20 protein-coding genes are annotated in these 14333 nt (G+C 38.2%); 4 read left to right on the top strand and 16 right to left on the bottom strand.

What is annotated here, in order from left to right; genetic code table 11:
- Window positions 1-153: 153 nt before the first annotated feature.
- The 3 genes from guaB (at window position 154) to GWI59_RS08095 (ending at window position 4696) form a co-directional block, all read left to right on the top strand.
- Window positions 154-1620 carry an IMP dehydrogenase gene (gene guaB / locus GWI59_RS08105; RefSeq protein WP_072064176.1) on the top strand — a complete coding sequence of 489 codons (1467 nt, stop codon included), beginning with the start codon at window positions 154-156 and terminating at the stop codon, window positions 1618-1620.
- 83 nt (window positions 1621-1703) lie between these two features.
- Window positions 1704-3281 carry a glutamine-hydrolyzing GMP synthase gene (gene guaA, locus GWI59_RS08100; protein WP_006533010.1) on the top strand — a complete coding sequence of 526 codons (1578 nt, stop codon included), beginning with the start codon at window positions 1704-1706 and terminating at the stop codon, window positions 3279-3281.
- Window positions 3282-3499: 218 nt separating this feature from the next.
- Window positions 3500-4696, top strand: a complete 1197-nt coding sequence (locus tag GWI59_RS08095) for a tyrosine-type recombinase/integrase (RefSeq protein ID WP_069368889.1) — start codon at window positions 3500-3502, stop codon at window positions 4694-4696.
- 7 nt (window positions 4697-4703) lie between these two features.
- On the opposite strand, the gene GWI59_RS08090 is transcribed toward GWI59_RS08095, so the two are convergent.
- The 16 genes from GWI59_RS08090 to GWI59_RS08020 all read right to left on the bottom strand — a co-directional run bounded on the left by GWI59_RS08090 (window position 4704) and on the right by GWI59_RS08020 (window position 13849).
- Window positions 4704-4892 (bottom strand): hypothetical protein, encoded by a 189-nt coding sequence (locus GWI59_RS08090; protein WP_004250848.1) that lies wholly within the window; start codon window positions 4890-4892, stop codon window positions 4704-4706.
- Entirely contained in the window at window positions 4892-5089 is a 198-nt protein-coding gene (locus GWI59_RS08085; protein WP_036936127.1) for a hypothetical protein, read from the bottom strand. The genes GWI59_RS08090 and GWI59_RS08085 overlap by 1 nt, the downstream gene beginning before the upstream one ends.
- 2 nt (window positions 5090-5091) lie before the next feature.
- Entirely contained in the window at window positions 5092-5733 is a 642-nt protein-coding gene (locus GWI59_RS08080; protein ID WP_161724444.1) for an MT-A70 family methyltransferase, read from the bottom strand.
- Window positions 5730-6167 (bottom strand): class I SAM-dependent methyltransferase, encoded by a 438-nt coding sequence (locus GWI59_RS08075; RefSeq protein ID WP_237612101.1) that lies wholly within the window; start codon window positions 6165-6167, stop codon window positions 5730-5732. Before GWI59_RS08075 ends, GWI59_RS08080 begins: the two co-directional genes overlap by 4 nt.
- Window positions 6168-6186: 19 nt before the next feature.
- A complete protein-coding gene (locus GWI59_RS08070; protein WP_161724434.1) occupies window positions 6187-6750 on the bottom strand; it encodes a hypothetical protein in 564 nt (187 codons plus the stop codon).
- A 9-nt stretch (window positions 6751-6759) separates the two neighbouring features.
- Window positions 6760-7293, bottom strand: a complete 534-nt coding sequence (locus tag GWI59_RS08065; protein WP_161724432.1) for a hypothetical protein — start codon at window positions 7291-7293, stop codon at window positions 6760-6762.
- Window positions 7293-7925, bottom strand: coding sequence for a hypothetical protein (locus GWI59_RS08060; RefSeq protein ID WP_161724430.1), 633 nt, complete (start codon window positions 7923-7925; stop codon window positions 7293-7295). Before GWI59_RS08060 ends, GWI59_RS08065 begins: the two co-directional genes overlap by 1 nt.
- A 34-nt stretch (window positions 7926-7959) precedes the next feature.
- Window positions 7960-8298 carry a hypothetical protein gene (locus GWI59_RS08055; protein WP_161724428.1) on the bottom strand — a complete coding sequence of 113 codons (339 nt, stop codon included), beginning with the start codon at window positions 8296-8298 and terminating at the stop codon, window positions 7960-7962.
- Between the two features lie 33 nt (window positions 8299-8331).
- Entirely contained in the window at window positions 8332-8670 is a 339-nt protein-coding gene (locus tag GWI59_RS08050; RefSeq protein WP_161724426.1) for a hypothetical protein, read from the bottom strand.
- Window positions 8671-8702: 32 nt separating this feature from the next.
- A complete protein-coding gene (locus GWI59_RS08045; protein WP_161724424.1) occupies window positions 8703-8960 on the bottom strand; it encodes a helix-turn-helix transcriptional regulator in 258 nt (85 codons plus the stop codon).
- Window positions 8961-9003: 43 nt separating this feature from the next.
- Window positions 9004-10044, bottom strand: coding sequence for a RecT family recombinase (locus GWI59_RS08040; protein WP_156868310.1), 1041 nt, complete (start codon window positions 10042-10044; stop codon window positions 9004-9006).
- Window positions 10045-10089: 45 nt separating this feature from the next.
- Entirely contained in the window at window positions 10090-11811 is a 1722-nt protein-coding gene (locus tag GWI59_RS08035; RefSeq protein ID WP_161724421.1) for a PD-(D/E)XK nuclease-like domain-containing protein, read from the bottom strand.
- A complete protein-coding gene (locus tag GWI59_RS17405) occupies window positions 11798-11959 on the bottom strand; it encodes a hypothetical protein (protein ID WP_004243375.1) in 162 nt (53 codons plus the stop codon). The genes GWI59_RS08035 and GWI59_RS17405 overlap by 14 nt, the downstream gene beginning before the upstream one ends.
- 218 nt (window positions 11960-12177) lie before the next feature.
- Entirely contained in the window at window positions 12178-12888 is a 711-nt protein-coding gene (locus GWI59_RS08030; protein ID WP_069368902.1) for an ORF6N domain-containing protein, read from the bottom strand.
- Window positions 12889-12910: 22 nt separating this feature from the next.
- Window positions 12911-13051, bottom strand: coding sequence for an ash family protein (locus tag GWI59_RS17690; RefSeq protein ID WP_128860637.1), 141 nt, complete (start codon window positions 13049-13051; stop codon window positions 12911-12913).
- 177 nt (window positions 13052-13228) lie between these two features.
- A complete protein-coding gene (locus GWI59_RS08020; RefSeq protein ID WP_069368903.1) occupies window positions 13229-13849 on the bottom strand; it encodes a helix-turn-helix domain-containing protein in 621 nt (206 codons plus the stop codon).
- 132 nt (window positions 13850-13981) lie between these two features.
- On the opposite strand from GWI59_RS08020, the gene GWI59_RS08015 reads away from it, so the two are divergent.
- Complete coding sequence (locus GWI59_RS08015) at window positions 13982-14203, top strand: hypothetical protein (protein ID WP_161724419.1); 222 nt, start codon at window positions 13982-13984, stop codon at window positions 14201-14203.
- Window positions 14204-14333 lie beyond the last annotated feature (130 nt).

Here is a 14333-nt window from a genome sequence, read left to right as displayed (position 1 = left end):
TTTAAAACAAAGACTTAATTGATTGATACTACCTAAGTTAGTGGTAGGGTCAATAAAAATTTTGAAAAAAAGCTAGAAGCAATCGATTTCGGTGTGTATAATGCCGCGGCAATATTTTCTATTTCTTAAAAGCCGCCTTGGTGAGATATTGCTATGTTACGAATTAAAAAAGAAGCACTTACATTTGATGATGTTTTGTTAGTTCCTGCACACTCCACTGTTCTTCCTAATACTGCCGACTTATCTACTCAACTGACTGAAACAATCCGCCTAAATGTTCCTATGCTTTCTGCTGCAATGGATACTGTGACTGAAGCGCCTTTAGCTATCGCATTAGCTCAAGAAGGTGGAATTGGTTTTATCCACAAAAACATGTCTATCGAACGCCAAGCAGAAGAAGTTCGTCGTGTGAAAAAACATGAAAGTGGTGTTGTCACTGATCCTATCACCGTAACACCAGAAACTTCTTTACGTGAAGTTCAAGCAATGACTGAACGCAATGGCTTTGCCGGTTATCCTGTTGTGACGAATGATAACGAATTAGTGGGTATTATTACTGGTCGTGATGTTCGTTTTGTAACTGATTTAGACCAACCTGTTACTGCGGTAATGACACCTAAAGAACGCTTAGTGACAGTACAAGAAGGTGAAGCACGCGATATCGTTATGCAAAAAATGCATGAAAAACGTGTAGAAAAAGCGTTAGTGGTTGATAACCACTTCCACCTGAAAGGTATGATCACTGTAAAAGATTTCAAAAAAGCAGAACGTAAACCTAATGCTTGTAAAGACGAACATGGTCGTTTACGTGTTGGTGCCGCTGTTGGTGCGGGGGCAGGTAATGAAGAGCGCGTGGCTGCATTAGTTGCTGCTGGCGTTGATATTTTGCTTATTGACTCTTCTCACGGTCATTCTGAAGGTGTACTGCAACGTATTCGTGATACTCGTGCTTTATATCCTAACTTACCTATTATTGGTGGTAATGTTGCAACCGCAGAAGGAGCTTTAGCATTAGCTGATGCTGGTGTAAGCGCGGTTAAAGTAGGTATTGGCCCAGGATCAATCTGTACGACACGTATCGTAACAGGCGTTGGTGTACCGCAAATTACCGCTATTGCAGATGCGGTAGAAGCACTAAAAGATCGCAACATTCCTGTTATTGCCGATGGTGGGATTCGTTTCTCTGGTGATATCGCGAAAGCATTAGCAGCGGGCGCAGCTTGCGTTATGGTTGGTTCAATGTTTGCAGGTACTGAAGAATCTCCAGGTGAAATTGAACTGTTCCAAGGTCGCTCTTATAAATCATACCGTGGTATGGGTTCATTAGGTGCAATGTCTAAAGGTTCATCAGACCGTTACTTCCAAACTGATAATGCCGCAGACAAATTAGTACCAGAAGGCATTGAAGGTCGTGTTGCTTATAAAGGATTATTGAAAACCATCGTTCATCAACAAATGGGTGGTTTACGTTCATGCATGGGCTTAACAGGCTGCGCAACCATTAAAGAATTAAATACTAAAGCTGAATTCGTTCGCATCAGTGGTGCGGGTATTCAGGAAAGCCATGTTCATGATGTTACTATCACAAAAGAATCACCTAATTATCGCTTAGGTATGTAATTTATTCCGAGAAAGGCTTGTGGTAATAATACAGCGCAAGCCTTTCAACTTTATGACTTTATCTGTTTTGGAATTCACCACAAATGACAGCAAATATCCATAATCATCGCATTCTTATCCTTGATTTCGGTTCACAGTATACGCAGCTTATTGCTCGTCGTATTCGTGAAATCGGCGTTTATTGTGAACTCTGGGCATGGGATGTTACAGAAGAACAAATTCGTGAATTTAATCCTAATGGTATTATTCTGTCTGGTGGCCCTGAAAGCACTACAGAAGACAATAGTCCTCGTGCGCCAGAATATGTATTTAATGCAGGTGTTCCTGTATTAGGAATTTGTTATGGTATGCAAACGATGTCGATGCAATTAGGTGGCGACGTCGAAGTTTCTGGTGAGCGTGAATTTGGTTATTCACAAGTTGAAATTCGTGAAACTTGTGCACTGTTCAATGATATTCAAGATTCAGTTAGTGAAGATGGTAAACCATTATTAGATGTGTGGATGAGCCACGGTGACAAAGTTACTGCTATTCCATCAGACTTCGTGACAGTAGCAAGCACTGAAACTTGCCCATTTGCTATTATGGCCAATGAAGAAAAACGCTTCTATGGCGTTCAATTCCACCCAGAAGTGACACATACTCACCAAGGTTTAGCGATTTTAAAACGTTTTGTTTTAGATATTTGTGGTTGTGATGCTTTGTGGACATCGGCTGCAATTATTGAAGACACAGTTGCGCGTTTAAAGGAGCAAATTGGTGATGATCACGTTATTTTAGCATTATCAGGTGGTGTTGATTCCTCTGTTACCGCATTACTATTAAACCGTGCAATTGGTAAACGTTTAACCTGTGTATTTGTTGATAATGGTTTATTACGTCTGAATGAAGCAGAACAAGTGATGGAAATGTTTAAAGGTAAATTTGACCTTAATATTATCCATGTTGAAGCCGAAGATCGCTTCTTGACTGCACTGAAAGGCGAAAACGATCCTGAGAAAAAACGCAAAATCATTGGTCATACATTCATTGAAATCTTTGATGAAGAGGCCGTTAAACAGCCACAAGTTAAATGGTTAGCACAAGGTACTATCTATCCTGATGTGATTGAATCAGCAGCATCAGCAACTGGTAAAGCTCATGTGATTAAATCACACCACAATGTGGGTGGTTTACCAGAAGATATGAAGCTGGGCTTAGTTGAGCCATTAAAAGAACTGTTTAAAGATGAAGTGCGTAAAATTGGCCTAGAGTTAGGTTTACCTTACGATATGCTTTATCGTCACCCATTCCCAGGACCTGGTTTAGGGGTTCGTGTATTAGGTGAGATCAAGAAAGAGTACTGTGATTTATTACGCCGTGCTGATGCTATCTTTATTGAAGAACTACATAAAGCTGACTTATATAACAAAGTAAGCCAAGCATTTACTGTGTTCTTACCTGTACGTTCAGTGGGTGTTATGGGCGACGGCCGTAAATATGACTGGGTTGTTTCATTACGCGCAGTTGAAACCGTGGACTTTATGACTGCGCATTGGGCACATTTGCCGTATGACTTCTTAGGTCGTGTTTCTAACCGCATTATCAATGAAGTAAGTGGAATTTCCCGTGTTGTTTATGATATTAGCGGTAAGCCACCAGCAACCATTGAGTGGGAATAAAATACCGTTTATCAGTAATAGTTGATAAAGGTTAAAAAACCAAGAGCCATCAGTATGTTACTGGTGGCTTTTTTGTTTTCTATGGTTGGTAATGGTTGACAAGAACCGAAAAAAATGACGGTATAGTAGACGGTATCAAAATATAAATTATAAAATTAAGATACTGATACCGTCATGAATTTGCTGTCATTTGACGGTATCAGCATTGAGGTTATAGCATGCTGACCGATACAAAACTGAGAAGTTTAAAGCCACAAGACAAGCTTTATAAAGTGTCTGACAGAGATGGTTTATACGTTGCAGTGACAAAAAGTGGTGTTATTTCATTTAGATATGATTATCGTTTTAATGGAAGGAGAGAAACGGTTACTTTTGGTCGATACAGTGCTGACGGTATCACGCTTGCAGAAGCAAGAGCCGAATTAATTGAAGCAAAAAGGCTACTAAACGTAGGTATATCGCCAGCTTCAAAGAAACGTGACGGTATTGAGAGTAAAAAAATAGGGACGGTATTCAAAGACTATACCGTCAATTTCCTTCGTGATGCTCAATATGCCGACTCTACAAGGGCCATGAAAGAAGCGATTATTGAAAAAGAAATCTATCCTGTATTCGGCAAGCTTCAACTAGAAGAGATCACCACACCACGGCTTAGAGCATTGTGTGAAAAGATAAAAGATAGGGGAGCAAAAGCGACCGCATTACAAGTACGTGAGATTGTTGGATCCGTTTTTACTTATGCCATAGATAGAGGTTATGAAATTAGTAACCCAGCAGATGCAATAAAGGCATCTTCGATAGGGACTTTTCAAGCGCGCGAAAGGGCAATGTCACCGAAAGAAATCGGTATCTTATTTCGTGAATTAGAAAACTATAGTTGTTATCCAACCTTAAAATTGGCCGTTAAGTTTGTCTTGCTGACATTAGTCAGAAAGTCTGAGTTTATTCATGCTACATGGGATGAAATAGATTTTAAAAATAGGCAATGGGTGATCCCTAAAGGGCGAATGAAGGGGAGAAAAGAGCATGTTATTTATCTCTCTGATCAAGCAATGGATATCCTAACCGGAATGAAAGTCTGCGCGATGGGAAGCGATTACTTAATGCCTGGTCGATATGATATTAAAAAGCCACTTTCTAATGCTGCATTGAATAACGTGATTGATGGCACCGTAAAACGTATCAATGAAAAAGGTATTGAGTTCGAACCGGTTACTGTTCACGATTTACGACGCACAGCCAGCACGCTATTGCACGAAGCAGGTTATAACTCAGATTGGATAGAGAAATGTTTAGCACACGTTCAAAATGGCGTTAGAGCCGTTTACAACAAAGCTGAATATGCTGAACAGCGTAGGAAGATGTTACAAGAGTGGGCTGATATGGTGGATGAATGGATAAAAGAGAAAGATTAACGCTTTGTCATTCTTCGCCAAGTGTTTTATAAGCAAGTAGTGACGATAGGTAAAGCACACCAACAACAGGCCAGATTGTTGAGTAAAACAGTCTGGCCACAATATCTTTTATATTGTCGCTTTCGTGCTTAGATTCTGAAAACAGATATCCAGCAAGCCATAAGTACACGGCTAATAACGTGAGTACAATAATCATTATCCGTTTTTCCTTTTGTACTGAGCGTGATCATCCCCACACTCTTTAGAACAGTAAGCGCTGTTCTCTGTTACTGGCTCTTCACGACACCAGATACAAAACCCAGTTAAGCTTTTTGCTGGTGGCTCTCTGTTTGCTAATGCGGTATTGATTTGTAGAGCCGTTAAGTCATTAGCATCATCTGCGATATCAGGCATATTTATTCCTTACAAATAAAATGAGAGTTGATAAGTTCGATACTGTTGTTAGGACATTGATTGCCCCATGCATCCCAACCTTGTGACATGTCACGAGCGAATAGCTCAATGCGACTTACATCACCGTACAACTGTTCAAGACGGTTTTTTACTTCCCATGGCTTTTCGCTATGCTCACCTAAACAACTAAATACGATTTGCTTAACGCTAGCACTAATGCGCTCTAATCCATTGCCTCGAGTAGCGATTAAAACATCTTCACTATTGGCTCTGGTGTAGTTTCCCCCATTCATTTTTGTTTCAGCATCTAATAGTTCAAACAGGTCGTGATAATCAAATAACTCACTGTTTTGAATAGCCTTATCAATTCGTTGCCATGCTAAAGGGTTAAACTTAACCCATGTAAAAGCTTTCATTGTGCGGACTTTAAAGCCCCAAGCTTCAGCTAATTTAATAGCCTCGAGTACAAAATTACCGGTATACCACATGGCAAGAACTGCGTTATCAGATGCAATAGAATGAATAGGGATATGAGTTAAATTGAAGAGGGAGGTTGTTGGATAATGGTTTTTAGCAGCACCGTTTGAAACTTTATTTTTGTAATCCCACGGAGGATCACAATAGATAAGGTCGTATTTTTTCATTTAACCTCCTTAAGAAAAGAGATCCAGTGCGTCTTATCATTTTTACCTACACGCTGTACTGCTGTTGGTTTTTGGTCTGTTAGTGCTAAAATTTGTTTAACAGGTATTTGGGTTTCATTCCATTTGAACAGCAATGTTCCTCCAGGCTTAAGCACTCTAAATGCTTCACTAAACCCTTTACTTAAATCGTCTCTCCATGAGTCTTTATTTAACGAGCCGTATTTTTTAAACATCCAACTATTTTTACCAACTCTAATTAAATGAGGAGGGTCAAATAGCACCTGATAAAAGGTATTATCTGGTAATGGAAGGTTTTTAAAATCAGAAATAACATCTGGTGTTATATTTAAAATTCTCCCATCACATAAAATATGTTCTTCGGCTCTAATATCATTAAATAAAACGCGGTCATCATGTTTATCAAAATAAAACATACGAGAGCCACAACACATATCAAGTATTGGCTTCATTTTTATATACCAATTTTGATTCAATCCATTTTTCAGCTTCGTCATTACAAACTAATACATCATCCATTCTTAATTCAATATCAATTGATTTATTTGCAATATAAGTTAACGTATTCATAAACATTGCAAACTGCTTTTCATCACAATCAATGAAGTTAGCTCTGTATGCACTAATTAAATGATTGCGAGCATAAAGAACACCTAATTTCATTTGTTCTCTATCAACTTTATTTTCAGCGTTACAAAATTTATCGACTAGCTTCATGATTAAATCAATTAGCTGAGAGCTTTCCATGTTCTTTTTATCTATTAATTTATGCCAATCAACATCGTCGGCGCAAAATGCTTCTATTAATTTGCTACTATCTTCGTTAGTTTTAATTGATGACTCTAACGCATTACATAGTTGAATTAAATTTTTGGGATGTATTAATTTATCCCAATTTCTTAACCTGTAATTAAATTCGTCATTTTCAAGTTCAGCTTTAATTAATGACTCACTACGTTTTTTTAATTCTTTTGCATATTCTAACATTTCTTTATCCATTTTTTATTTTCACTCCGCCTTTATTTGCTTTAATGCCTCACGAACAGCGTTTAATCTTGATTCCATTCTTAGGTATTGAGGGTTGGGAATAGAAGGCCAATCGTTATACCAAGCATCATCACCAAACAAGCTAAGCAATTTACCACCTAAAAAACTATTGCAACAATCATCTTTAACATCATCTGATGCTTCGATTAAATCCCAATATTCCCTTGCTTCGTATTTATCTATTTCATCATATTTGCGTAGTTCGATAACTTTCTTTTTAGCGTATTCAGCATTTGCATCGTTATCAGCGTCTATCTCATAGATTAAATTAGAATCTAGATTACCTATCCAGTAGTGATTATTAATTCTCTGAATAAACTCAGTCAGTGATCCACCCATAGAGCCCCAAAAACAAGACCACGAACAACCACTTTCGCTAATTGTGATACGGCCGTTTTGATTATCGCCGTAGTCCTCAAGGTAAACATGGATAGGATCATGTCGCTCAACATCCGTTATTACTAACTTAGTAACTTGAGATTGTTCAACTTTCATCATTCCACCTTTTTAAACTCAATAACCCATACCCAATGGTTATTATTCCATCCGTCATCACCGTAAATATTTTCCCAAATACGCCGAAATGCCCTTATTGGTTTTTCAAACCATCCAATGGAATTAGTCGCATCAGATTGTGAATTATCAAAGCCTTCTGCCTTTGCATCTGCTTCACTAATTGATTGCAGGCGCTCAACACGAACATCGGTGATCTCTAACGTAATGCGCGAATATCTACGAGGCATGTGTATAGATGGCCTCCATTTAGATTCACCGTCATCTTGCGTTGCGCGATACATAATAGCTCCGTTTTCAGGGCATCCACATGGATATTCACTGCAACCACACTCATCTGAAAAATCAAATTTACGCCATGTTTCACGAACCCAAAGACGATCACCGATTTTACCTAGTGGGCAGTTAAGGCGAATAGGTTCTTTGAGTAGCGGTGAATCACCGATAGCCCAGCAAGCTTTACCTTCATCTTTAGCTTGTGTGCTCGACATTACCCAGCCATGAAAGTTATGAGTCGCTGGCACAGACTTTATAATCCGCCGTGTTTGAGTTTTACGCCCATCGAGAATGGCACGAACCATTTCAGCATTAAAAATAATTCCACGCTCTTTCATATTCATTCCTCTTATTGCATCCCTGCGAGTTAAATTAAGCTGTCCGTAGCTTTTCGAGTTCGGTGTAATGTTTGCGGATTAATTCAATTGCTTCTGCAAAGCTAATTTCGCCTTCCATTCGCTTATCGAACCACGCTTGAATATCTTCTGAACTCCCGTCACTATCATCTAGGTCATCAAAGATGTTTACATCAGCTCCCCACTCTAACGCGCCAAGTAACCAGTCCTTAGCTTCAATTGTTTTTCCTTTCTCGATTAAAAAGGATGCAATTTGAATAGTTAAGGAGAGTCTTACCATGATGCATGCATCAATATTTGCCATTGCGGCTCTACCTTGAATCGCGTTAATTTCTTCTTTGAGTTTATTTGTCATATCTATCTCCTGTTTGCATCCTTGCACTGAGCCCTAATTCCAATTAGAGATTTCTTCTTCGATTAAGTCGTCTATTTCGTCGTTAGTGGCTTCTTCGTTGAGAAACAAACGAGCCTCGGTAATATATTTTTCTCGGTTCTCGTCAAAGAACTTTGAAAATTCAGGCGACCATCCCTGCCAGCATCCATTGAAGTCAACAATTGCATTATTCTCTGCCATATTTTGGATCATCATGTCAGCAGCAATGACGCCACATTCACGACAAAATCCTTTCAAGTCGCGTTTTCTGTAATAAGGTGAAACCTTAGAATCACAAACACTCTTGAATCGTTGCTTCCATCTCTGAATACAGCGACCGTGTAAAGTTTTCATGGTTATATCCTTTGGTTAAAGGGGTAGGATGGTTAGGCGTTACTCACAAACTGCCCAGCTTCATTACGCTTACGTTCGGTGTAATACTTAGGCGTCTTTCTTGATTGAGAACGTTTTTTCAACCACTCATCAACTTCTTCCGCTTCCCAAGCAACACAACGCACCGACAAATACATACGCTTTGGAAAATCTCCGTTCTTTTCTAATGTATAAATAGTTGAGCGAGAAAGTCCTGTTAGCTTTAAAACAGCAGGCATACGAATAGGGTTGATAGGTAATTTAATATTCATATCTAAACTCCTGTGGAGCGATACAGCTCCACATTAAATAGGATTACTGGTATTCAGGGCGCATATCATCAAGTGTGATAGAGAAAGACTCGTATAATTCATCACCAAGTTTTCTTTTGCTTGATTTAAGTAGCTTGTCTACTTTTTCAAATGCTTCTGTGGCTTCGGGTGAACCCGATTCAGGAAGTGAGTTGATAGAAGCTTCTAGGGCATTACGTGTATCAATGCGGTGGTATGCCTGTACTGCTTTATTTTTTAATTCAGTAAACAGGTTGATCCCCATTTCATTTTTTAAATTCTCAATTTCTGCACGAATATTTTTAGCTTCTTCGACAGTCTGAACATCATCAATAGCTAATCTAAATGCTTCAGCATCGAACTTAGGTATAAACTCGCCTTGAGCTTCTTTTACAGGTTCAGCATTATTTGGTTGTTGCTGGGTAGTGATTTCATCAATGCTTACACGTTCTTTCTGTGGGGTGATGTCTTTAATCGGACGATCTTCAAGTTCTTCTGGCGTATACACACCAAGAATAACTTCAGGACAATAAAGACGGGCCCAATATTTTACAGCGAGATACGCGATTTGTTGCTTAGGCATTGTTTTCCAAAGAGGTGAGTTTCTAGTCTGTACATCAGCAAGGTAAACAGGCTCACCCCATGTAATTTCTTCTTCACCTCTTAAAATTGCACCGACTTCAATAAATAAACCCGATTCATCACGTTTATCTTTCATGCCTACAATCTTTTCCCAGTCGCCACCGTATTTGTAATGGAACCGACCTACAACAGCATTTGAACTGGTAATAACTGCATTTACTAATTGGGCTTCATAACCAAGCACACCATTGATGACATGAGTTTTTTGACCGACAACGAAAGGATCCATTCCCCAACGTGCGGACTGCATTGTGATAGCAAGACAATCAGATGGTTTACCTTGCAGATGTCTTGGCACCGTTGCTGTACCTGATGCCATTAGCTCAGCAAATTTAACAATACGGTCTAATGATTCAGGATTAAAAAGTAATGATGTGTTATTCATTACTGATTGGTTTCTTTCGAGAGTTGCTACTTCTGACATAATATTTACTCCAAGCGTGCGACTGATTGTTCAAGTGCAGTTTTATTAAGCGACTTCGTTTTGCAGTTCTTCTAACTTTCTCTGCTCAAAGTCAGTGATACCGATAGTGAGAGTAGTGGTGATAGGCGCTGGCCAATATCCTGTATCCATAGCGCGTCTAATATCACGCAGTGTCTTTTTGTACTCTGCACGACCTAATTCAAGTAATTCAGGTAATGCTTCAACGATAGCGACCCAGTGGTAATGCTCGTCTTTGTTAACGAATATCCAGAAGAACTGATCCAGCATTGCCACATCACAATACATAGCTGCACTGATGTGATAATCGCGATTAATGATTTCTCTGCGGATCATGGCTTCAATGGCATCTTGTTTAAATCGACCAAGTGCTACTGATTTGAGGTCAAAACCTAATCGGTTATTTTCTGTTTGAATTTCGATATCAGGACGAACACGAATTTCAAGACCAGTATCTTCATCAATGCCGTAGTAGCTCACTTCTGATACGCGGTTAGGGTGATTTAATAAACTGGATGCTTCTTTGTGGTTCATAACAGCGTTACGCATGTTATTTGCCATTTCATAGTCAACGGTTTGAACGTGAATTTTTGAATCGTCACTAAGCCATTGGCTAATGATTTCATCCTCAAATACAGCATCAGGGTTAACTTCTTTAATGACCTGCATGAGATCATCTTTTTTGACGGGTTTTCTAAGTGGCTCAGGTTTATTTGTTTCTGCTAAATATAATTCAGGATTGATGCCGTTTATCTGCTCAAGTAATGCGTCTGTATTACCTGAGGTTTTCAATGGTGTTGGCAAAGTATCGTTATAGGCTTTGATACAGGCTTTCATTGCTGCACCAGTAAATTTCCCATCTTCAGGGATGGTTTTAAATTCATCGGGCAACTGCATGTATATCTGACCTATCTCTTCGGCTTTTCCGCTGGTGGAAAGTTGCGGTGTCAGAGTGGCATTATGTTCTTCAATAATCGCTTTTAACTCATCTTGTGAGAGCTTTTTAGGCAACTTATTGTTGTATTCGTCAATCCATGACTTCATTGTTTCCGTTGTTGTAAAGGCACCTTCTGGAATAATTGGTTTAACACTGAATTCAGCATCAAACTTTTCAGGCTCCATTGTTAACGTGTGAAATGCACTACCTAAGTCGAAACAACGCTTATTTTCACGTTCAATAACTTTTGTTACATGGCGTAACTCGTAATACATCAAACTAATACGAGCATCTTTTAGCATCGAACTACTGATACCGTTTGAACTGTGATACACCTCGTTAGGAATATCGGGATAACGACCAGGTTCAAAATAAGCAGGTTGGTCATTTTCTTCCTTTGGAATATCTTCCGCCTCCTTGTGTTGACCGTTTTGGTTATCTTTACTGGCGTTAAAAGTCACCTCTTCCTGAGGTACTTCCTTTTTTTCTACCTCATTTGAGGTTGTTTTTGGATTTATTAATGAGTTAAAGTGATTAACTCTATGACGAACGCTACGCATATCAGGGTTATCAATAAATGACATAATAGCGTTAACGATTTGCTCTTCACTGAGTTCGCTGCTGATATTAGGAACCAATGAAAGTGCAAGTAACGTGATATTAATAAAGTGTTCATATTGCTTAAACTCTTCTTTTTCAATATCACCATTGATATGAGCTGTTAGCGCATCTACTTGTTCGCTATCAGTAATATCTTGGTTAAGTAAAAGAGCTTTTGCAATCAACACATTTAAGTGCTTAGTGTCTGACATTTTGTTTACCTACTAATTGTTCTGTTTGTAATGCGAGCTTTCTTACATAAGCCCACTCAATACCGGCTTTAAAATTGTCAAATGACTGTGACTCATTTAAGCCAGATAAGGTAAATACATGCTTACCGTCTTTGATATAAAAGATCATGACTAATCACCAAATTGGTTATGTCTGAGCGCATTAAAAAATCAGTCTCTTTTATCCATATTGTTAAAGAGCTATTAACCTAATTGGTTAATCTTTGTTTTTAATCATAACCACAAATTAACCAATGTCAACCGATAAAAATAAATAATTTACCAAAATGGATATGAATTTGTGAACAAGGTCAAAAAGGCACCAGTTTATTCTAGTGCCTAAAAACGTTATAAATGCCTAGTTATTTTTTCAACTCTTTGATTGTGAATGCGTATTTCTCTGATTGTTTCATGTAACTCAATAAGAGAAAAACGAATGTGATTTAAAGCTCGTTCTGCTTCAGTAACATTGTTTCCACACTTCTTTAGATATGAAATAGCATTATGCAAAACGCACTGATTAGGATTATTAGCAAATTCATCGATTAATTGAGATGGTTTTTTGTTGGTAAGTGGGAATTTGCATTGGTTGGCAGGGATAAACTCACCTTCATGGATGGTGCGTTGTAACTGATCGACAAGTGCTAGTAATTCTTCTGTTGATGCGTTGTTTGGTAATGAGTTACCGATACGAGTATTAGGTTTATGTTTAGTGAAATAGTTATCTTCTAAAATTTCGAATACATCCCATGCGCGATCGGTATCTAACATTTTAGCATGGCGTGCAGCACCACGTTCTGTCCATAGAATTAAGCTACGAGCTTGCTTTGCAACAGACCAACAATTAGTGGGTCTGTTTTTAAAATCCTTTAAAATAGAACCTGTGAGTTTAAAGAAATGTTTACCAGCAATAAATCGCTGGTTATTTCTTGAGTAATTCATTTGGATGTTTTTGGTATCTGTTTCATAAACATTAGCCAATAATTCAGTAGTAATAACTGGCATATTGTTATGAACAATGGAGGGTAAATTAGATGGAGAAATACTTAAACTTGTCATGGAGATCACCTTTGTAGTTAGGTTAATCACCACAGCTGAGACCAATCAGACTGGTGGTGAACTGTACGGAGTTGGTCTTACCGGCTACAAAGGGAACCGGCGCACCCTGAGGTGCCTCCGCACAGTCCACCATTGAATAGGTGTAGCTGTATTTCGCATACAAAAAAACCGCTTGCGCGGTGTATGCGCCTTCGTAGTTATCAGGAGACCAATCCCGACATCAGATTTTGCTGATGAATAATCACTATGGCGCATAAATAAGGGAATGTAAATTACCAAAATGGTTAATTAATGTAAAATAAAAAATATAAAATTAACCAATTTGGTTGTTTTTTTTGTGTTATTCAGCTGATGACTCAAGGTCTTTTGGATGGTGTTTATTGATAATAAACTCAATAAAATTTTCAATTGCTGATTGTTCGCTTGCAGGTAATCTAGCATATAACTTTCTATCGTAATTGATATCGCTTTTGTTATTTTTAGGGATTAGTAGTTCGTATGCTTGGCGATCCATTGCTTTGGCTATTGCATCGATGCTCTCAGCAGTTGCACTGGCTTCACAATTGATAATGCGATTTACGGTTGATTGAGCTAACCCGGAATCAATGGCGAGTTTCACTCTTGATTTGATACCGTCTTTTAGCATGAATGTCGTAATATTATCTGAAATTATTTTTCCAATTTCTGTTGGAATATATTCTTCATTTTCTGACTCAACGTGGCCGATTTTTAGATGGTCTACATCCATCCAATATTTAGATATTTTTGTTACGTATTCAATTTTACGTGACATTGGGTCAGTGAGTTCACGGTGACTCTTTAAATCTTTTGGTGACAGATAACGAGAGATCATGCTTGGTGCTACACCAAGAGCATCAGCCAGCAATTTTTGCTTACCTTCGTAATAACGCTCAATAATATAAATCAGATTATCTTTTCTAATTTCAGCAATGCTTTTCATTTCCAAGTCCTTTGGTGTCTATTCTTTATACAAATTTGATTAACTTATGGTGTATTAAATAGATAAATAACCCTTTTGGTAAAGTACCAAATTGATTATTATCATTATTAGGTTAATCAATCAGGTGAATGTATGGAAGTTTTCGACTTTAAAAAATTTTGGAATGGCTTAACGATTAAGCAAAGAGAAGCATTCTCTCAAAGAACGGGGTATAGCCAACTGTATCTATCACATCAGCTTCGCTATGCAAAACGCAAACCTTCACTAAATAAACTCAATAAGTTATATGATATCTGTGTTGAGTTCGGTGCAGATACAACCAGAGAGCAATTAATCAATTTCTTTATTCGATAATAATTCAAAGGCTGTTTATAGATAAGGATCACTTCGGTGGTCCTTAATTTTTTACTGATAACCAATAAGTCTTTTTAGGTTGATCTATTTTAAAATAATGGATAGTATTTGCACATACACATAATTAAAT

The organism is Proteus sp. G2673, from assembly GCF_009915125.1.
GTDB classification, from domain to species: Bacteria; Pseudomonadota; Gammaproteobacteria; order Enterobacterales; family Enterobacteriaceae; genus Proteus; species Proteus penneri.
The sequence above is the reverse complement of the archived record's forward strand: the minus strand, read 5'-3'. Positions and strand labels throughout refer to the sequence as shown.